The organism is Polaromonas sp. P1_F2, assembly GCF_056405735.1.
The window spans coordinates 103395-120969 of record NZ_JBFUBN010000008.1 but is presented as its reverse complement, the minus strand read 5'-3'; the positions used below and the strand labels follow the sequence as shown (position 1 = coordinate 120969).

At 65.8% G+C, this 17575-nt stretch carries 19 protein-coding genes; 13 read left to right on the top strand and 6 right to left on the bottom strand.

The window, feature by feature from the left end:
• Positions 1-59 precede the first annotated feature (59 nt).
• Positions 60-347, top strand: a complete 288-nt coding sequence (locus tag AC1D0O_RS16770; RefSeq protein WP_477654636.1) for a hypothetical protein — start codon at positions 60-62, stop codon at positions 345-347.
• A gap of 10 nt (positions 348-357) precedes the next feature.
• On the opposite strand, the gene pgeF is transcribed toward AC1D0O_RS16770, so the two are convergent.
• Positions 358-1137 carry a peptidoglycan editing factor PgeF gene (pgeF, locus tag AC1D0O_RS16765; RefSeq protein WP_477654635.1) on the bottom strand — a complete coding sequence of 260 codons (780 nt, stop codon included), beginning with the start codon at positions 1135-1137 and terminating at the stop codon, positions 358-360.
• Positions 1138-1144: 7 nt separating this feature from the next.
• Positions 1145-1783: a maleylacetoacetate isomerase gene (gene maiA / locus AC1D0O_RS16760; RefSeq protein WP_477654634.1), complete on the bottom strand. Its 639-nt coding sequence runs from the start codon at positions 1781-1783 to the stop codon at positions 1145-1147.
• A 126-nt stretch (positions 1784-1909) separates the two neighbouring features.
• Here maiA and AC1D0O_RS16755 point away from each other — a divergent pair, with 126 nt between their 5' ends.
• Entirely contained in the window at positions 1910-2944 is a 1035-nt protein-coding gene (locus AC1D0O_RS16755) for an NADP-dependent oxidoreductase (protein WP_477654633.1), read from the top strand.
• Between the two features lie 25 nt (positions 2945-2969).
• Here the strand turns inward: AC1D0O_RS16755 and AC1D0O_RS16750 are convergent, their stop codons facing one another.
• Positions 2970-3458, bottom strand: coding sequence for an Lcl C-terminal domain-containing protein (locus AC1D0O_RS16750; RefSeq protein ID WP_477654632.1), 489 nt, complete (start codon positions 3456-3458; stop codon positions 2970-2972).
• A 141-nt stretch (positions 3459-3599) separates the two neighbouring features.
• Positions 3600-4544, bottom strand: coding sequence for a LysR substrate-binding domain-containing protein (locus tag AC1D0O_RS16745; protein WP_477654631.1), 945 nt, complete (start codon positions 4542-4544; stop codon positions 3600-3602).
• Positions 4545-4667: 123 nt separating this feature from the next.
• On the opposite strand from AC1D0O_RS16745, the gene AC1D0O_RS16740 reads away from it, so the two are divergent.
• A complete protein-coding gene (locus tag AC1D0O_RS16740; protein WP_477654630.1) occupies positions 4668-5870 on the top strand; it encodes an MFS transporter in 1203 nt (400 codons plus the stop codon).
• Between the two features lie 11 nt (positions 5871-5881).
• Positions 5882-7150: an SGNH/GDSL hydrolase family protein gene (locus AC1D0O_RS16735; RefSeq protein WP_477654629.1), complete on the top strand. Its 1269-nt coding sequence runs from the start codon at positions 5882-5884 to the stop codon at positions 7148-7150.
• On the opposite strand, the gene AC1D0O_RS16730 is transcribed toward AC1D0O_RS16735, so the two are convergent.
• The gene (locus AC1D0O_RS16730; RefSeq protein WP_411880947.1) at positions 7147-7869 is read right to left on the bottom strand and encodes a GntR family transcriptional regulator; all 723 of its coding nucleotides are present in this window, start codon (positions 7867-7869) and stop codon (positions 7147-7149) included. The two genes, AC1D0O_RS16735 and AC1D0O_RS16730, sit on opposite strands and share 4 nt — an antisense overlap.
• A gap of 73 nt (positions 7870-7942) precedes the next feature.
• Here AC1D0O_RS16730 and AC1D0O_RS16725 point away from each other — a divergent pair, with 73 nt between their 5' ends.
• From AC1D0O_RS16725 to AC1D0O_RS16710, 4 genes are read left to right on the top strand one after another with little or no spacing between them, the layout of a single operon-like run.
• Positions 7943-9358, top strand: coding sequence for a Rieske 2Fe-2S domain-containing protein (locus tag AC1D0O_RS16725; RefSeq protein ID WP_477654628.1), 1416 nt, complete (start codon positions 7943-7945; stop codon positions 9356-9358).
• Positions 9355-10836 carry a glutamine synthetase family protein gene (locus tag AC1D0O_RS16720; RefSeq protein WP_477654627.1) on the top strand — a complete coding sequence of 494 codons (1482 nt, stop codon included), beginning with the start codon at positions 9355-9357 and terminating at the stop codon, positions 10834-10836. The genes AC1D0O_RS16725 and AC1D0O_RS16720 overlap by 4 nt, the downstream gene beginning before the upstream one ends.
• A 26-nt stretch (positions 10837-10862) precedes the next feature.
• The gene (locus AC1D0O_RS16715) at positions 10863-11186 is read left to right on the top strand and encodes a 2Fe-2S iron-sulfur cluster-binding protein (RefSeq protein WP_477654626.1); all 324 of its coding nucleotides are present in this window, start codon (positions 10863-10865) and stop codon (positions 11184-11186) included.
• Positions 11187-11203: 17 nt separating this feature from the next.
• A complete protein-coding gene (locus tag AC1D0O_RS16710) occupies positions 11204-11506 on the top strand; it encodes an antibiotic biosynthesis monooxygenase family protein (RefSeq protein WP_477654625.1) in 303 nt (100 codons plus the stop codon).
• Positions 11507-11577: 71 nt separating this feature from the next.
• Here the strand turns inward: AC1D0O_RS16710 and AC1D0O_RS16705 are convergent, their stop codons facing one another.
• Positions 11578-12021, bottom strand: a complete 444-nt coding sequence (locus AC1D0O_RS16705; protein WP_477654624.1) for a MarR family winged helix-turn-helix transcriptional regulator — start codon at positions 12019-12021, stop codon at positions 11578-11580.
• A 138-nt stretch (positions 12022-12159) separates the two neighbouring features.
• On the opposite strand from AC1D0O_RS16705, the gene AC1D0O_RS16700 reads away from it, so the two are divergent.
• The 5 genes from AC1D0O_RS16700 to AC1D0O_RS16680 are packed head-to-tail and all read left to right on the top strand — an operon-like array spanning position 12160 to position 17552.
• Complete coding sequence (locus AC1D0O_RS16700) at positions 12160-13359, top strand: 3-hydroxybenzoate 6-monooxygenase (RefSeq protein WP_477654623.1); 1200 nt, start codon at positions 12160-12162, stop codon at positions 13357-13359.
• A gap of 25 nt (positions 13360-13384) precedes the next feature.
• Entirely contained in the window at positions 13385-14353 is a 969-nt protein-coding gene (locus AC1D0O_RS16695) for a Bug family tripartite tricarboxylate transporter substrate binding protein (RefSeq protein WP_477654622.1), read from the top strand.
• Between the two features lie 15 nt (positions 14354-14368).
• Positions 14369-15742 (top strand): FAD-dependent oxidoreductase, encoded by a 1374-nt coding sequence (locus AC1D0O_RS16690; RefSeq protein ID WP_477654621.1) that lies wholly within the window; start codon positions 14369-14371, stop codon positions 15740-15742.
• Between the two features lie 23 nt (positions 15743-15765).
• A complete protein-coding gene (gene gtdA / locus AC1D0O_RS16685; protein ID WP_477654620.1) occupies positions 15766-16860 on the top strand; it encodes a gentisate 1,2-dioxygenase in 1095 nt (364 codons plus the stop codon).
• Positions 16857-17552, top strand: coding sequence for a fumarylacetoacetate hydrolase family protein (locus AC1D0O_RS16680; RefSeq protein ID WP_477654619.1), 696 nt, complete (start codon positions 16857-16859; stop codon positions 17550-17552). Before gtdA ends, AC1D0O_RS16680 begins: the two co-directional genes overlap by 4 nt.
• Positions 17553-17575: the final 23 nt, after the last annotated feature.

The window sequence follows — 17575 nt, the reverse complement described above, 5'->3', positions numbered from 1 at the left end:
ATCAGTATCGTAGGATTTGCTTTAAAAATTACTGACCGCACGCAGAGTTTCAAGTATTTATGTATTTGGTTGTCATCGCCTGGATTTATGTGGTGCTCATGATGAGCGTTGCCGAAGCTACTAACAGCAACGGCACGGTCCTCGGGGCGGTGTTTACCTTTGTACTCTATGGACTGGGCCCTGTGGCATTGGTGGTTTACCTGATGGGCGCGCCCGCGCGCAGCAAGGCCCTCAAAAAGCGCGCGGCGCAAGAACTCCTGCAGCAAACTGCAGATGCGGAGGCCGCACGCGAAAAAACCGCCGAAGTCCAAGTGCCTGCCGCGGAAGCAACGCCCAAAAATCCCTGACGGAAGCGCTTCAGGCGCGCCAGATGCAGGCGGCCATGCGTCCCGTCGTGCCGAAGCCGTTGCCGGTGGGACCGGCGTCGCGCCTGTGCGAGAAAAACCGCGAAGGATTCAGCACCGTGCACCAGGCATCGCTGCCGTCATTGCCATAAATATCGGTAATGCCCATCGCCTGCAGGCGCAGCCGCGCCAAGCCCGGCAGGTCGGCCAGGTATTTGCCCGCGCCGGTGGGTACGAACAGGCTGGCAGCCTCTGGCTGAACAGCCTCGAATGCCGCCTTGACTTCAGGGCCGACCTCAAAAGACGAAGGCCCTATGCAGGGGCCCAACCAGGCGAGGATGTGGGCATCGGTCTTCATCGCGGCATGCACCGACTCAAGAACACCCTTTCCGCCTTTGTCGCCTGCCAACCCGCGCCAGCCTGCATGCGCGGCGGCCACCATCGCGCCGTCTTCAGTCGCGAACAGAACCGGCAGGCAATCAGCCACCATGATGGTGCAGGCCACGCCGGCATCCCGGGTCACGCAGGCATCGGCCTGCTGGCCGTCGTCCGTGGCGGCATCGAGCGCGAGCACCTCGCTGCCATGCACCTGCTGCAGGAACACCACGTGGCCGCCCAAAGCCTGGCGCAGTAAAGAACGGTTGGCAGCCACCTTGGCCGGCAGGTCGCCGACGTGGTCGCCCAGGTTCATGCTGTCATAAGGCGCATCCGACAGGCCGCCGGCACGGGTGGTGAACACGGCCCGCACACCGGCCGGCACAGGCCAGTCGGGAATCAGCCAATCCGCATGCACGGCGAGCTCAGGCTTCGTTGTCGGGGCAGGAAGAAGGCTGGGCCTTCTGGAAAGCCGGCAACGCCATGCAAGCGTCAAAGGCGGCCATGGTGCGCGGCAGCCCATCAAAGCTCACGTTGAATCGCTTGGCGTTGAAGATCTGGGGCACCAGGCAGCAGTCGGCCAGCGTGGGCGTGTCGCCGTAGCAGTATGTTGAGGCGGGCAACTGGGTCAGCTGGCGCTCAAAGGCTTCCAGCCCTTCGCGGCACCAGTGCACATACCAGGCGTTCTTGGCAGCTTCGTCGAGCTTGAGTTCCTTGACCAGGTATTTGAGGACGCGCAGGTTGTTGATGGGGTGGATTTCGCAGGCAATGGACTGGGCCAGCGCGCGCACCTTGGCACGGCCCAGCGCGTCGGCGGGCAACAGGGCCGGCGTGGGGTGTTTTTCATCGAGGTATTCGATGATGGCCATGGACTGCGAAAGTTTTTCGCCGTCGACTTCCAGCAGCGGCACCAGGGTGTCGGCGGCCAGGGCGGCGTAAGGCGGCTGCTTGTGCTCGCCTTTGGCGATGTGCACGGGAATGTAGTCGTAGCTCAGGCCCTTGAGCTCCATCGCGATGCGTACACGAAACGACGAAGAAGAGCGGAAATAGTTGTGGAGTTTCATCTCTAAAGCATAAACCGAAACCGTCGCGGCCCGCTGCGCGAATCGCCTGCGCGACTGACGCAAGGCCATGCCGCCACTACCATTGCCGCGACACCCTTCTCAACGGATTCAGCGGAGACACCTACCATGAGCGCCATCACCAGCCTGAGCAACCACCAGATACGCCTGGCCAGCCGCCCCGTCGGCCTGCCCACCCGCGACAACTGGAACTTCACCACCGAGCCCGTCGCCGAACCCGGCCCGGGCGGTGTGCTCGTCAAGACCCTGTACCTGTCGCTGGACCCGGCCATGCGCGGCTGGATGAACGACGCCAAGAGCTACATCCCGCCGGTGGAAATCGGCGCCGTGATGCGCGCCGGCGGCGTGGGCAAGGTGATCGCCTCGCAGAACCCGGCCTTTGCCGTGGGCGACTATGTGAACGCCGCGCTCGACGTGCAGGAGTACTGCCTGATCCCGGCCGACCAGGTCAAACGCAGCGGCATGTTCAAGATAGACCCGCGCCTGGGCCTGACCTCCTGGCTCAATGTGCTGGGCCTGCCCGGCATGACCGGTTACTTCGGCCTGCTGGAAGTCGGCCTGCCCAAGGCGGGCGAAACCGTGGTGGTGTCGGGCGCGGCCGGTGCGGTGGGCCAGACGGTAGGCCAGATCGCCAAGCTCAAGGGCTGCCGCGTGGTCGGCATCGCCGGCGGCAAGGCCAAGTGCGACTGGGTGGTCAAGGAACTGGGCTTTGACGCCTGCATCGACTACAAGAACGGCGACGTGCGCGCCGGGCTCAAGGAACACTGCCCCAAAGGCATAGACATTTACTTCGACAACGTGGGCGGCGAAATCCTCGACATGGTGCTGGCGCGCCTGGCGCGCGGGGCCCGCATCATCATCTGCGGCGCGATCAGCCAGTACAACAACACCACACCCGTCAAGGGCCCGGCCAACTACCTGTCGCTGCTGGTGAACCGCGCCCGCATGGAAGGCATCGTGGTGTTCGACTACGCCGACCGCTACCACGTCGGCGTGGCCGAGATGGCCGGCTACCTCAAGGCCGGCTCCATGAAAAGCAAGGAAGACATCGTCGTCGGCCTGGACACTTTCCCGGAGACGCTGCTCAAGCTCTTCAACGGCGAGAACTTCGGCAAGCTGGTGCTGCAGGTGGCGGCGGACTGAGACCCTTTCTTCTTTCTAATTCTTCTTATTTGCCGCCGCGCACCAGCCGCACCGCGGCGGTCGTGGCGCGCGGGGCTTCACCGGCGCTGCCGTCGCTGAACCCCACAAAGGTGAAATAGCCGGGGCCGGTGCTGCTGGAAGTCCAGAAGCGCGCGACCGGCGTGGCGGGAAAAGCATTGGGGTCTATCGCCGCCTTGTCGACGTCAGCTTCCCGTGCAGAAACGATGCTGGACAGTTCTTTGAGGATGGGCAGTCGCCATTCGACCCCCGGCGCGGAAGCCGCCTTGGCGCGCGTGGCCGCATCGGGCTGGCTCAGGAAAGCTGCCTGCCCGGTGCAGGCCTTGCCCTTGAAGACCATGCCCTCGGCACAGCGGCGCCAGATCAGGCCGGTGCGGCTGTCGGTGACCTCCTGGCCGTCGGCGGAAGGCGTGAAACGCTCCTGCGCAAAGCCGGAGCCGGCCAGCGACAGCAGCAACAGGGCAAAACCCAGGATGCGAACAGGAATGCGGTGCATAGACATCCTCCATGGCCGGAGCGGCCCTTGTTGCCTTACGACTTGTTACCAATGCTAGGCAAGTTGTGCCGCGGCAACCATAGGGAAGCTATCTAGTGGCAAGTACTGATGGGGTATTCCTGCAAGCCGCCCCCGGGGCTGTCAGGGCTGGTAATCCGGACCAACGCCGCCGGCATCGAGCACCTCCTGCGTGACCTGCTCCACCAGGAAGTCCAGCAGCACGCGCACACGCGCAGGCAGGCGGCCGCCCCGGCCGACAAACACCGCGTGGATGGGCTCGCGCTCACCCGGGTTGAGGTCCTCTGCCACCGTCACCAGGCGGCCCGCATCAAGGTCGCGGCGGATGTGGAACATGGACATGCGGGCCAGCCCCGCACCCGCGAGCACCAGGTGGCGCAGCGCCTCGCCGTCACTGGCGCGCGCATAGCCGGTGATCGGCAGTTGCTGGATCTGGCCGTCCACGCGCACCGGCCAGTAATGCATGTTGCGCTTGAAGGTGTGGGCCAGGCGCTGGTGCGCCTCCAGGTCTTGCAGCGTGCGCGGCGTGCCGTGGCGTGCCAGGTAGGCGGGGCTGCCGACGATGAGCTGCGCCGTGTCGCCGAGGTGCCGAGCCACCAGTTGCGACGACGCCAGCGCCCCCCAGCGTATCGCCACGTCGGTGCGTTCGTCCAGCAGGTCGACCACGCGATCGGTCAGCGTGATGTCCAGCGAGATGTCGGGATAGCGCTCGTGGAAGGCCGGTACCAGCGGCAGCAGCAGGCGGTGCGCGGTCGGCATGCTGGCGTTGATGCTGACGCGCCCGCGTGGCATGGCGCCAGCGGCCGCGCCACGCTCGGCCTCGTCCATGTCGGCCAGCACGCGCGTGCTTTGTTCGTAAAACGTCGTGCCTTCAGGCGTGAGCTGCAGCTTGCGGGTGGAGCGGTTCACCAGCCGCGTGCCGAGCCGCGCTTCCAGCCGGGTCACCAGCTTGCTGACAGCCGAAGGCGTCATGCACAGCTGGCGCGCCGCGGCCGAAAAACCGCCTTTGTCCACCACCTGGACAAAAGCTTCCATCTCGCCGGAGCGGTTGACGTCTATGCGGGGCATGGTGGGTATTCTGGCGCGGTTTATTGTGAATTCAATTCACAAATCATTGTCTTCAGGACATTCTAGTCAAGATGCCGCTCCGTCTCCACACTAGTCGCATCCTCTTTTTCACAGGCGACTTTCATGGATGCGCGCAAATCAACCACTTCACTTCCTCTAGGCCTGCTGGCCCTCACCGTCGGCTCCTTCGGCATAGGCACGACCGAGTTCGTCATCATGGGCCTGCTGATGCAGGTCTCCGCCGACCTCGGCGTCAGCATCGCTTCGGCAGGCTTGCTGATTTCCGGCTACGCGCTGGGCGTGGCGGTGGGCGCACCCGTGCTGACGCTGGCCACGCGCAAGCTGCCGCGCAAAACCGTGCTGCTGGCGCTGATGGCCATCTTCACGCTGGGCAACCTGGCCTGCGCGCTGGCGCCTGACTACGGCAGCCTGATGGCCGCGCGCGTGATCACTTCGCTGGCGCACGGCACCTTCTTCGGCGTGGGCTCCATCGTCGCCACCGGCCTGGTCGCGCCCGAGCGCAAGGCTTCGGCGATTGCCATCATGTTCAGCGGACTGTCGCTGGCCACCCTGCTCGGTGTGCCGGCCGGCGCCTGGCTGGGCCTGCACTACGGCTGGCGCTCCACCTTCTGGGTGGTGGCGCTGATCGGCCTGCTGGCTTTTCTGGTGCTGGCCGTCTTCGTGCCGCGCAGCGCGGCGGAAAACGGCAACGGCTCCATCCGGCAGGAACTGGCCGGGCTGGCCCGCCCGCAAGTGATGCTGGGCCTCTTGATGACGGTGTTCGGTTTTGCCGGCGTGTTCGCGATCTTCACCTACATCCAGCCCATACTGACCCAGCTCACCGGCTTCAGCGAGGCCGCGGTGTCGCCCATCCTGCTGGTGTTCGGCGGCGGCATCTTCATCGGCAACCTGCTGGGCGGGCGCCTGGCCGACCGCGGCCTCAGGATGTCCCTGCTGGTCACCCTGGGCGCGACGGCGCTGGTGCTGGGTGCGATGGGTTTTGTGCTGCATTCGCCGGTGGCCGCGGTGCTCTTCGTCGGCTTGCTGGGTGTGGCCTCTTTTGCGACGGTGGCGCCGCTGCAAATGCGCGTGCTGCAGCAAGCGCACGGCGCGGGCCAGAACCTGGCGGCCAGCCTCAACATAGGCGCTTTCAACGTGGGCAATGCGCTGGGCGCCTGGCTGGGCGGCCTGGTCGTGAGCAGCTCCTTCGGCCTGGGCGGACTGAGCTGGCTGGCAGCATCGATCACCGTCGCGGGCATTGCCATCACGCTGTACAGCCTGTCACGCGACAAGGCCAGGCTGCCTGTCAACACCGTCACCTGCTGAGCGCCGCCACCATGAACATCTTCCTGAAATTCCGCGCCCTTCTATCCACCCTTTGCCTCACGCTGCTGTGCGCCGCCTGGCTTCCACAGGCGCAAGCGGCCGACGGCAACTGGGTCCCCGCCTGGACGGCCAGCCCCCAGCCCGTCTGGGCCGGTGACTTTGTCCTGCCGCTGGGCCTTCCGGCCAGCCTGCGCGACCAGACGGTGCGCCAGGTCGTGCGCGCCGGCGTGGGCGGCTCGCGCGTACGCATCGTGCTGTCCAACGAGTACGGCAGGCAGCCCTTGCAGATTGGCGCGGCCCGCATCGCGGTAGCGGGCAATGCCGATGGCAGCACCAGCGGGCCCAGCCTGGCCTTGACCTTTGGCGGCCACACCACGGCCACCGTGCCGGCAGGTGCGCCCCTCGTGAGCGACCCGGTCGCGATGGACGTTGCGCCGCTGCAGCGCCTGGCCGTCAGCCTCTACTTTCCGCAGGCAACGCCCCTCACGACGATCCATTGGGACGGCCTGCAACCCGCGCAGGTCGCGGCGGGCAATGCGGCCGGCGCGGCAAGCGTCAAAGCTGACAGCGTGGTGAACAGCCGCCTCTTCCTGAGCGCGGTGCTGGTGGAAGCCGCGCCCGGCACACGCAGCGTGGTGGCTTTTGGCGATTCCATCACCGACGGCGCGGCCTCCACACCGGGTACGGACCAGCGCTGGCCGGATTTCCTGGCGCGCCGCCTGGCCGGCCGGAACGTGGCCGTGCTCAATGCCGGCATCTCGGGCGGCCGGGTTCTCAAAAACCATATGGGCCCCAATGCACTGGCGCGCTTTGACCGCGACGTGCTGGGCCAGCCCGGCGTGGCCAGCGTGGTGCTGCTGATGGGCATCAACGACATCAGTTGGCCCGGCAGTACGCTTGAACCGCAAGAGCCGGCCACACAGGCCGAGGCCCTGATCGCCGGCTACCGCCAGCTGATCACCCGCGCGCGCAACCGCGGCGTGCGCATCGTCGGCGCCACCTTGACGCCCTTCGAAGGCGCACTGACCATGCAGGGCTCACCGATCACGAACTATTACAGCCCAGCGAAAGATGCGCTGCGCCAGCGCATCAATGCATGGATACGCGCCAGCGGCGAATTCGATGCGGTGCTGGATTTCGACGCGGTGGTGCGCGACCCGCAAAACGCGCTCAGGATATTGCCGGCCTATGACTCGGGCGACCACCTGCACCTGGGCGATGCCGGCAACAAGGCTGTGGCCGATTCGGTGGACTTGAAGCTGCTGTTGGGCGAGCGCTAACCCCCGACCACCAGGCGCAAGCCCGGCATCAGGCTCTGGGTTTCAGCGCGCCGCTCCAGGGCCATGCGCATATTCATCTGCGCGACCTCGGTGTGCTCCACCGCCAGGGCCTGGGCGCGCGCGCCCTCACCGGCCTTGAGCGCTGCGAACAGCATGTGGTGCTGGCGGTGCGCGTAGTGCATCCAGTCGCGGTCCTGCTCCAGCGTGGACTGCATGGGCAGCATGGCCGAGGCTGAGGCGAAAGGCAGCTTGTCGTTGAGCTCGATGGCGCGCTGCAGTGCACGGTTGCCGCTGGCCTCCAGGATCAGCGCGTGGAAGCGGTCGTTCATGGCGGCATAGGCGGCGTAGTTCTCATAGCCCAGCGGGTTGGCCGCCAGCGCGCGGTCACCTTCGTCGAGGCAGGACTGCAGATCGAGCTGCAGCTGGCGCGACACGCCGTGTTCAGCCACCAGGCGCGCCGCCATGCCTTCCAGGTGGCCGCGCACCGCGATCGCGTCGGCCACTTCGCGGGGCGTGAACTGGCGCACCAGGTATTTGCCGGTGTCGTTGGCCTCGACCAAGCCCTCCTGCTCCAGCGTGACCAGCGCGGCCCGCACCGGCGTGCGCGAGGCGCCCAGGCGCTCGGCCAGTTGCTGCTCGGCCAGGCGCTGGCCGGGCTCGAACTCGCCACGCAGGATCAGGTCCCGCAACTGCATCAAAACGGTTTCTTGCAAGTTCATGGCGGTGAATGTACACTGAATTTTAAATTTGGGATACCGTTTCAAGGTTTATCCTGCACCACAAGGCCCACGCATGAATGCCGAACAAAACGAACTGCTGACCCGCATCACCGCCGGCACCCCCTGCGGCCGGCTGCTGCGGCAGTACTGGCAACCCGCCGCGCTGGTGGACGAGTTCAACCCGGCGCTGGACCCGCGCATGGAAATCCGCCCAGTCAAGGCCTTGAAGCTCTTCGGCCAGGACCTCGTGCTGTTCAAGGACGCCTCGGGCGCCTGGGGCCTGCTGGACCGCGATTGCGCCCACCGCGGCGCCGACCTGTCCTTCGGACGGCGGGAAAGCCTGGAACAAGGCGGCGGCCTGCGCTGCCCTTTTCACGGCTGGAAATTCGCGACCGACGGCCGCTGCCTCGAAACACCGGCCGAGCCCACCGGCAGCAAGCTGTGCGAACGCATACGCCAGCGCAGCTACCCCGTCGTTGAAAAAGCCGGCGTGCTGTTTGCCTGGCTGGGCGACGAAGGCAGCACACCGCCGCCCTTCCCCGCGTTTGACTGCTTCAACGCGCCGGCCACGCACAGCTTTGCCTTCAAGGGCCTGTGGAACGCCAACTGGCTGCAGGCCTTCGAGGTCGGCATAGACCCGGCGCACCCGTCTTTTCTGCACCGCTTTTTGCAGGACAACCCGCTGGACGAAATCGGCCAGAACCCGGCCGGCAAGCAGTTCCGCAGCGCCAGCGCCGGCAGCAAGGACGGCGAGCAGTGGCCGATGACGCGCATCATGCGCGAGTTCGCCCAGCCCGACATCAGCTTCGAGAACAAGCCCTGGGGCATGCAGCTGACCGCGCTGCGCGCCATGACAGACAAGCTGACCCACGTGCGCGTGACCAACGCCATCTTCCCGGCGACCTTTGTGATTCCGCTGTCGGAAACCATGACCATCACCCAGATGCATGTGCCGGTGGACGACACGAACACCTACTGGTACACCTTCTTCACGAGCTTCGCCGGCCCGCTGGACCGCGAAAGCATGCGCGCGCAGCGCCAGCAGTTCATCGCGCTGCCCGACTACGTCCCCAAAGCCGGCCGCCACAACGGCTGGGGCTTCAATGCCGAGGAGCAGATGAGCAGCACCTACCTGGGCATGGGCGAGGAAGACATCAATGTGCACGACCAGTGGGCCGTGGAAAGCATGGGCGCGATCCAGGACCGCACGCGCGAGCACCTGGCCACCTCCGACAAGGTCATCATGGCGAACCGCCGCGTGCTGCTGAAAGCGATTGAGACCGTGCAGAACGGCGGCGTGGCGCCCGGCATCGCCGACCCCGCGCAGGCCGCGATGATCACCGGCCCCGACACGGTGGACGGCATCGCGCCGGCCGGCGAATGGGCCCAATGGTGGCAAAGCACCGCCCGCGCCAAGCGGGAAGGTGCGCCCTGGCTGGAGGCAAGGGCCGCTTCATCCACTCCCGCCGACACCGCAACACAATCATGAGCTTCGCGGCGCAATGCGGCGTAAACGACGCCGCGAGGCAGGCCGCGCAGGCCGAAGCCGTGCGGCGCATCGAGGCGGGCGGCCTGGAGCTGGTGCGCTTCGCCTGGTGCGACCTGCACGGCATGCTGCGCGGCAAGACGCTGGTGGCAGCCGCCGCGGCGCAGGCCATGGCCGACGGGGTGGGCATGGTCAGCACGCTGCTGCTGAAGGACACGGCCGACCGCACCGCTTACAAGGTGTTCGAGGCCGGCGGCGCGGCCGAACTGCCGGGCTTTGAATTCGGCGCCAACGTGATGCTGCTGGCCGACCCGGCCAGCCTGAAAGAATTGCCCTGGGCGGACAAAACTGGCTGGCTCCAGTGCCAACCCTGGTTTCCCGACGGCAGGCCGGTAGAGCTCGACACGCGCCGGGTGCTGCAGAACGCGCTGGCAAAACTGGCGCAAGCCGGCTACGGCATGAAGTGCGGGCTGGAGATCGAGTTCCACATCTACCGCATCATCGAGGGTGGACTGCAGCCCCAGTTGGACCCGGAACTGGCCGGCTGGCCCGGCCTGCCGCCCGAGGTGAGCATGATCCACCCCGGCTACCACCTGCTGTCCGAGCAGTGGGCGGACATGGCCGAGGAGCCGCTGCGCATCGTGCAGCGCACGGCGCAGGCGCTGGGCCTGCCCTTGCTGTCGCTGGAAATCGAACTCGGCCCCAGCCAGGTCGAGGCGGTGTTCGAGGCCACCGATGCACTGGCGGCTGCCGACAACATGGTGCTGTTTCGCAGCGCGGTCAAGCAGGCGCTGCGGCGCGCCGGCTACCACGCGACTTTTATGTGCCGGCCGCCCTTCCCGAACATCATGTCCAGCGGCTGGCATCTGCACCAGTCGCTGGTGGACCTGGCAAGCGGCGGCAACCTGTTCAAGCGCGCCAGCCCCGCAGCCGGCACGACGCCGTCGGACGCGCAATACACGCTTTCGGAAACCGGCGAACACTACCTGGCCGGGCTGCTTGCCCGTGCGCGCGGCATGACGGCTTTCTGCACGCCCACCATCAACGGCTTCGGGCGCTTCCGGCCCAACGCGCTGGCGCCGCAATCGATTTTGTGGGGCCGCGACAACCGCGGTGCCATGCTGCGGGTGGTCGGCCAATGCAATGACAACAGCACGCGCATTGAAAACCGCCTGGGCGAACCCGCCGCCAATCCCTACCTCTACCTGGCCTCGCAAATCCACGCCGGGCTGGACGGCATCGCGCGCCGCCTCAAGGCCCCGCCGGCCACCGACGCACCTTATGGCGCCGGCACCAACAAAATTCCGACCAGCCTGGGCGAGGCGCTGGAAGCGCTCCAAGCCGACACCGTGCTTGTGGCCGCCTTCGGCGATACTTTCATCGGCCACCTCATCCACATCAAACAGGCCGAAATCGCCCGCCATGCCGACGCCGAGGACAAGGACGACTGGCAAAGGCGCGAATACTTCAGCCGCATCTGACGGCCCAACAGGCCACCGCACACTTCATGATCACCCTTCATTTCATCGCGGCCGACGGCCGCGCCACCTCGGCGCAAGGAAAACCCGGCAAAAGCCTGATGGAAGCCGCCGTGGCGGCCGGCATTGAGGGCATCGCCGCCGACTGCGGCGGGCTGCTGACCTGCGCCACCTGCCATGTGCACGTGCGGGAGCCCTACGCGTCCAGCCTGCCGCCGCCCGACGGTGAGGAGCTGGGCATGCTGGAATTCACCGCCGCGCCGCGCAGTCCCGCCAGCCGCCTGAGCTGCCAGATCAAGCTCACGCCCGCGCTCGACGGATTGACGGTAGAGTTGCCGGTCACCCAGTATTAACAAGGACAGGAAGCTTCATGATTCTCGAACTCGCCGACATCCGCATCCACCCCGGCCAGCAGGCCGCTTTTGACGAAGCCATACAGCGCGGCCTCCGCGAAGTGATTTCCAAGGCCAAGGGCTTCCAGGGTTTCAAGGTCAACAAAGGCATTGAAAGCCCGGAGCGCTACATCCTGCAGATCTTCTGGGATACGCTGGAAAACCACACCGTCGACTTCCGCCAGTCGCCGGCCTTTGCCGACTGGCGCGCCATCGTCGGGCCGTTTTTCGCCGGCACGCCCACCGTGGAACATTTCGACCTGGTCGCCAAATCGGCCTGAGGTTGGGTCGGACTCCATAAAAAACGGGGCTTGAAGCCCCGTTTTTTATTGGTCCACAGCTTGGTCGCCGCCTACCGGCCGTCGTTCTCGTGGCCGGTGACCAGCTTGGCCAGCAGCTGGTTCAGCTGCACCCGCTCGTTCTCGTCCAGCGGGGCCAGGATGCGCTGCTGGGTCTTGCCGACAGCGCGCTTCATCTGCAGCGCGACTTTTTCGCCTTCGGGCGTGGTCCACAGCAGCTTGCGGCGCTTGTCGGAGGGGTCAGCCTCGCGCTTGACCCAGCCCTTGGCCTCCAGCCGGCCTATCACCGAACCGAAGGTGGCCGGGTCAAACGCGACGCGGCCCGACAGCGTGATCTGGTCCTCGCCGGGGTCGTCCATCAGGGCGTTCAGGATGGCAAACTGCACCGGCGTGGCGTCAAAACCGGCCGTTTCCTCCATGAAGATCGCCACCGCAAGCTGCTGCGCGCGGCGGATCAGGTGTCCCGGGGCTTCGCTGAAATTAAAAGTTTTTGCCATGTGCGGAGTTTAACGGCCCGCTTTGCAATTCAGGGTATCTACCAGGGTGGTTTATTAATAAGTATACTTATCATCAAGGCGCTGAAACCCGATTCCCCATCTGTTTCCCCGGCTCCCACCTTACCCATCCTCTCACATATGGCACAAACATCCCCACTCCCTCTCCTCATTTCGGGCGGCGGCATTGGCGGGCTGGCCGCGGCCATGGTGCTGGCCCACGACGGCCACCGCGTGACCTTGTTCGAGCAGGCTGCGAGCTTCGGCGAAATCGGCGCCGGCATCCAGTTGGGCCCGAACATCTTCCGCATGTTCGACTACCTGGGCCTGACAGAGGCCATCAACCGCGTGGCCTTCTTTCCTCTCGGCCTGGGCATGAACGACGTGCGCACCGGCGAAAAAGTCGTGCGTGTACCGCTGGGCGACCTGGCCCGCGCAACCTACGGCTTCCCCTATGGCGTGATTTACCGCGCCGACCTGCACCAGGTTTTCCTGGACGCCTGCCGCGCCCAGTCCAATGTCACCCTGCGCACCAGCGCCAAGGTGGAATCCTTTGACCAGTCGGCGGACGGCGTGACGGTGCGGCTCGAAGGCGGCGAAACCATTGAAGGCAGCGCGCTGATAGGCGCCGACGGCATGTGGAGCCGCATCCGTGAAGCCGTGGTCGGTGACGGCAAGCCCCGCGTCTCGGGCCATATCGCCTACCGCGCGGTGCTCAAGCGCGAGGACGTGCCGGCCCATTTGTGGAGCGACGACGTGCTGCTCTGGGGCGGCGAAAAAACCCACCTGGTGCACTACCCGCTGCGCCGCGGCGAGCTGTTCAACCTGGTCGCCGTGTTCCACAGCAACAAATACGACGAAGGCTGGAACACCTTCGGCGACACGGCCGAGCTCAACGAGCGCTTCGCCGACGCCTGCCCGCAGGTCAAGGAACTGCTGGGCAAGATCGAAACCTGGAAGATGTGGGTGTTGTGCGACCGCGAGCCGGTGAAAAACTGGACCGACAGGCGCGTGACGCTGCTGGGCGACGCGGCCCACCCCATGCTGCAGTACCTGGCCCAGGGCGCCGGCCAGGCCATCGAGGACGCGGTGGTCATGCGCGAAGCGCTGCGCCATACCCGCGGCGACGTGCCCAAGGCCTTCCAGAAATACCAGCAGGCCCGCTACCTGCGCACCGGCCGCGTGCAGCTGACGGCGCGTTTTTATGGTGATATTTACCATGCGGCCGGCGTGCAGCGCGAACTTCGCAACCAGATGTTCCAGAGCGGTACCGAAAGCGCGGGCTTCGCGGGCCTGAAGTGGATGTACGACGGAATCGAGCCGTCAAAACTGTTCCAATGACGGTTTTAAAGTTTCAGGGACCGTCATGAAGCCTTCCGTTGCCTTGTTTTCCGCCGTGTTTTTCGCCGTTTGCGCACAATCCGCTGTGGCAGCCGAGCCCGCCGCCTGGCCGACAAAACCGGTGCGCATCCTCGTGGGCTTTCCCGGCGGATCCACCCCCGACATGGCGGCGCGCACACTGGCCGAACCGCTGAGCCGCGCGCTCGGCCAGCCGGTGGTCATCGAGAACAAACCCGGCGCATCGGGCAACATCGCTGCCGACCAGGTCGCCAAGGCCACCGACGACCATACGCTGGGTGTCGTGATCAACGGCAACCTGACCTCGGCCAAACTGCTTTACCCCAAACTACCTTACGACCCGGCGAAAGACTTCACACCCATCTCGCTGCTGGCCACCGCGCCGCTGGTGCTGGTGGCACCCGCGAACGAGCCCAGCGGCGCTGAATTTTTCGCGGCCGCGCGCCAGGGCGGCAGCCGCTGGAACTACGGCTCGGTCGGCAACGGCTCGGTTGCCCACCTGGGCATGGAGCTGCTCAAAAGCCGCGTGCCCGGCCTCACCCCCGTGCACGTGCCTTTTGCCGGCAACCCGCAGGTGGTCACCGCCATGTTGGGCGGCCAGATCCAGATGGCGCTGATCCCGCCGGGCGTGGCCATGCCGCATGTGCGCTCCGGCAAGCTCAAGGCCATAGGCCTGGCCGGCGGGCGCTCTTCGCTGGTACCCGAAGTGCCGCCGCTGGCCGATGCCGGCGTGGCCAATGTCAACCTTGAAGTCTGGACGGCGCTGATAGGCCCAGCGGGCTTGTCCAAAGCCGCGCAGGCGCGCCTCGCGCAGGAAGTGCCGCGCATCATCCGCGATGCCGACACGCGGCAAAAGCTGTTCAACCAGGGCTGGCAGGCCGTAGGCACCTCGCCCGAGGGCCTCAAAAGCCGGGTCAAGGACGAGGCCGCCATCCTGGGGGACATCATTCGGTCGCAAGGAATCAAGCTTGAATAAGCAGATGAAAAACCCATGACCTCCATCACCGAACCCGCACGCAGCCTGCCCGTTTATGGGGAGTTCGACGTCGTCGTCGTGGGCGGCGGGCCGGCCGGCCTGGCCGCCAGTGTCAGCGCCGCCCGGCACGGCGCGCGCACCCTGCTGGTTGAACGCTACGGTTTCCTCGGCGGTATGGGCACGGCCGGCGGCGTGACCAATTTCGCGGGCCTTTACGGCCGCAAGAACGGCCAGATGCGGCAGGTGGTGCGCGGTGTCGCCGACGACCTGCTGCAACGCATTGACGCGCTGGGCGGCCTCAATGCGCCGCAGGACGGCATGCAGGGCCGTATCCGCGTGCGCTCCTACGACGTCTCGGCCTACAAATGCGCGGCCGACCAGTTGCTGCTAGCCGGCGGCGTCAACATCCTCTTCCATGCCTGGGCCGCGGCCGTGGTGATGGAAGGCGATCGCATCGGCGCCCTGGTGGTGGAAACCAAATCCGGCCGCCAGGCGATACGCGCTACGCGTTTTATCGACTGCTCGGGCGACGCCGACGTGGCGAACTTCGCCGGCGTGCCTTTCGAGCTCGGTGACGGCCACGGCAGCGCGCTGTTCCCGTCCACCATGTTCCGCGTCGGCCATGTCGATGCATCGCGCGCACTGGCCGCGGTGGGCGAGTTCAAGGCCATCAACACCCTGATGGCCGAAAGCCAGGCACGGCACCCGGGCCGCTACAAATTCCCGCGCGAAGGCGCGATCCTGCGCCCGCAGAAAAACCCGACCGAATGGCGCGCCAACGTCACGCAGATCCGCAACGCCCAGGGCACAGCCATGGACGCCACCGACGCGCGCCAGCTCAGCGAAGGCGAACTCGAAGGCCGGCGGCAGATCACCGAATACTTCCGCTTCCTGCGCGATGAAGTACCGGGCTTCGCGGAGTCCGCCATCGTGGACATCGCGCCCCAGGTCGGCATACGCGAGACGCGCCGCATCCAGGGCTTGTATGCGCTGAGCGGCGAAGACATCCTTTCCTCGGCGCGTTTCGACGACGCCATCGGCGTCAACGCCTGGCCGATGGAGCTGCATGCCGACGGACGCATCGACTGGAAATTTCCGCGCAATGTGGACGCGCCCCAGGGCCTCGCCTACAACGAGCTGCCCTGGCGCATGCTGGTGCCCCAGGGCGTTGCCAACCTGCTGGTGGCCGGGCGCTGCGCCTCGATGACGCATGAAGGCCAGTCGGCCGCGCGCGCCAGCGGCGGCTGTTTTGTGATGGGCCAGGCGGCCGGCACGGCAGCGGCCATGCCGGGCGCGAGCCAAGCTTTTTCCGACATCGACGTGAAGAAATTGCAGCAGTTGCTCACGCAGGACGGTGTGTATTTTGATAACGACGACGGCGATCTTTAACCCAAAGAGACTGGATACCCACCATGGACATGACGCCCCCTCCCGCCCACGGCCAGCCCGCGGTGCCCAACGGCGCCGCGCGCAAGGCTTTTTATGACGCCATTTCGGCGCACAGCATGACGCCGCTCTGGGAAGTGCTGCATGCGCTGGTGCCGCCATCGCCCAGCACGCCTTGCCAGCCGGCGCTGTGGAAGTACGCCGACGTGCATCCCTTCCTGATGCAGTCGGGCCGGTTGATCACCGCCGAAGAAGCGGTGCGCCGCGTGCTGATCCTGGAAAATCCCGGCCTGCGCGGGCAGTCCTGCATCACGCAGTCGCTGTACGCGGGCCTGCAGGTCATCATGCCGGGCGAAATCGCACCCAGCCACCGCCACACGCAAAGCGCGCTTCGCTTTGTCGTCGAAGGCCATGGCGCCTTCACCGCGGTGGACGGCGAGCGCACGCTGATGAAACCCGGCGACTTCATCATCACGCCCAGCTGGACCTGGCACGACCACGGCCATGAAGGCCGCGTCGAATCCGACACGCCGGTGGTCTGGCTGGACGGCCTGGACATTCCCATGTTGCGTTTCTTCGACGCGGGTTTTGCCGAGAACGGCGGCGCCAAACAGCAGGAAGTCACCAAGCCCCTGGGCATCAGCAGCCACCGCTACGGCGCCAATATGCTGCCGATGCGCTATGACGCGCCCTTCGGCCAGACCTCGCCGATCTTCAGCTACCCCTACGAGCGCACCCGCGAAACCCTGCACCAGCTGGAGACGCATGCCGACGTCGATGCCTGGGACGGCGTCAAGCTGCGTTATGTGAACCCGGCCACAGGCGGCTCGCCCATGCCGACCATGGCGACCTTCATGCAGCGCCTGCCGGCGGGTTTTGTCGGCAAGCCCTGGCGCCAGACCGACGGCGCGGTGTTCAGCGTGGTCGAAGGCTCGGGTACTGTTCACATCGAGCGCAACGGCGAGACCCAGGTTTTCGAGTTCGGCCCGCGCGACCATTTTGTGATTCCGTCGTGGCACACTGCGCAATTGCGTTCGGCGCAAGGTTGTGTGCTGTTCAGTTTTTCAGACCGCCCGGTGCACCAAGCCCTGGGCATACACAGAGAAGAAAGGTTGTCATGAGTTTTGTCATCACCCCACCCGCCACGGTGTCCGTCCCCGTCACCGGCACGAAAGAGCGGTTTCCGGTTCACCGCATTTACTGCGTGGGCCGCAACTACGAAGAGCACGCCAAGGAAATGGGCTTCACCGGCCGCGAGCCGCCCTTCTTCTTCCTGAAGCCCGCCGACGCCATCGTCGCGGTGGATGCCGGCAGCACCGGCACCATTCCCTACCCCAGCCTGACGAAAAACCTGCACCATGAGATCGAGCTGGTAGTGGCGATCGGCACGGGCGGCAAAAACATCAAGGCCGCCGATGCGCACAAGCACATCTACGGTTACGCCGTGGGCCTGGACATGACGCGCCGTGACCTGCAGGGCGAGATGAAAAAACAGGGCCGCCCCTGGTGCATCGGCAAGGCCTACGACCACTCCGCGCCCATCGGCCCCATCACGCCTGTGGCCCAGGCCGGCGACGTGAACAACGCCGAGCTGTATGTGCAGGTGAACGGCACGGACCGCCAGCGCAGCAATGTCTCCAAGCTGATCTGGAACATCTCCGAAACCATAGAGCACCTGTCGGCCGCCTGGGAACTGCAGCCCGGCGACCTGATTTACACCGGCACGCCTGAAGGCGTGGCGGCGGTGGTCTCGGGCGACACCATGGTCGGCAGCGTGGCCGGCCTCGGAACGCTGACCGTCAAGGTCGCGTAAGTCCATAAAGCTGCACGCCCTCG

Coding starts and splice junctions, on each gene's coding strand:
- AC1D0O_RS16770 (WP_477654636.1), top strand. CDS start 60: ATGTATTTGGTTGTCATCGCCTGGATTTATGTGGTGCTCATGATGAGC.
- maiA (WP_477654634.1), bottom strand. CDS start 1,783: ATGAAACTCCACAACTATTTCCGCTCTTCTTCGTCGTTTCGTGTACGC.
- AC1D0O_RS16755 (WP_477654633.1), top strand. CDS start 1,910: ATGAGCGCCATCACCAGCCTGAGCAACCACCAGATACGCCTGGCCAGC.
- AC1D0O_RS16750 (WP_477654632.1), bottom strand. CDS start 3,458: ATGCACCGCATTCCTGTTCGCATCCTGGGTTTTGCCCTGTTGCTGCTG.
- AC1D0O_RS16745 (WP_477654631.1), bottom strand. CDS start 4,544: ATGCCCCGCATAGACGTCAACCGCTCCGGCGAGATGGAAGCTTTTGTC.
- AC1D0O_RS16740 (WP_477654630.1), top strand. CDS start 4,668: ATGGATGCGCGCAAATCAACCACTTCACTTCCTCTAGGCCTGCTGGCC.
- AC1D0O_RS16735 (WP_477654629.1), top strand. CDS start 5,882: ATGAACATCTTCCTGAAATTCCGCGCCCTTCTATCCACCCTTTGCCTC.
- AC1D0O_RS16730 (WP_411880947.1), bottom strand. CDS start 7,869: ATGAACTTGCAAGAAACCGTTTTGATGCAGTTGCGGGACCTGATCCTG.
- AC1D0O_RS16725 (WP_477654628.1), top strand. CDS start 7,943: ATGAATGCCGAACAAAACGAACTGCTGACCCGCATCACCGCCGGCACC.
- AC1D0O_RS16720 (WP_477654627.1), top strand. CDS start 9,355: ATGAGCTTCGCGGCGCAATGCGGCGTAAACGACGCCGCGAGGCAGGCC.
- AC1D0O_RS16715 (WP_477654626.1), top strand. CDS start 10,863: ATGATCACCCTTCATTTCATCGCGGCCGACGGCCGCGCCACCTCGGCG.
- AC1D0O_RS16710 (WP_477654625.1), top strand. CDS start 11,204: ATGATTCTCGAACTCGCCGACATCCGCATCCACCCCGGCCAGCAGGCC.
- AC1D0O_RS16705 (WP_477654624.1), bottom strand. CDS start 12,021: ATGGCAAAAACTTTTAATTTCAGCGAAGCCCCGGGACACCTGATCCGC.
- AC1D0O_RS16700 (WP_477654623.1), top strand. CDS start 12,160: ATGGCACAAACATCCCCACTCCCTCTCCTCATTTCGGGCGGCGGCATT.
- AC1D0O_RS16695 (WP_477654622.1), top strand. CDS start 13,385: ATGAAGCCTTCCGTTGCCTTGTTTTCCGCCGTGTTTTTCGCCGTTTGC.
- AC1D0O_RS16690 (WP_477654621.1), top strand. CDS start 14,369: ATGACCTCCATCACCGAACCCGCACGCAGCCTGCCCGTTTATGGGGAG.
- gtdA (WP_477654620.1), top strand. CDS start 15,766: ATGGACATGACGCCCCCTCCCGCCCACGGCCAGCCCGCGGTGCCCAAC.
- AC1D0O_RS16680 (WP_477654619.1), top strand. CDS start 16,857: ATGAGTTTTGTCATCACCCCACCCGCCACGGTGTCCGTCCCCGTCACC.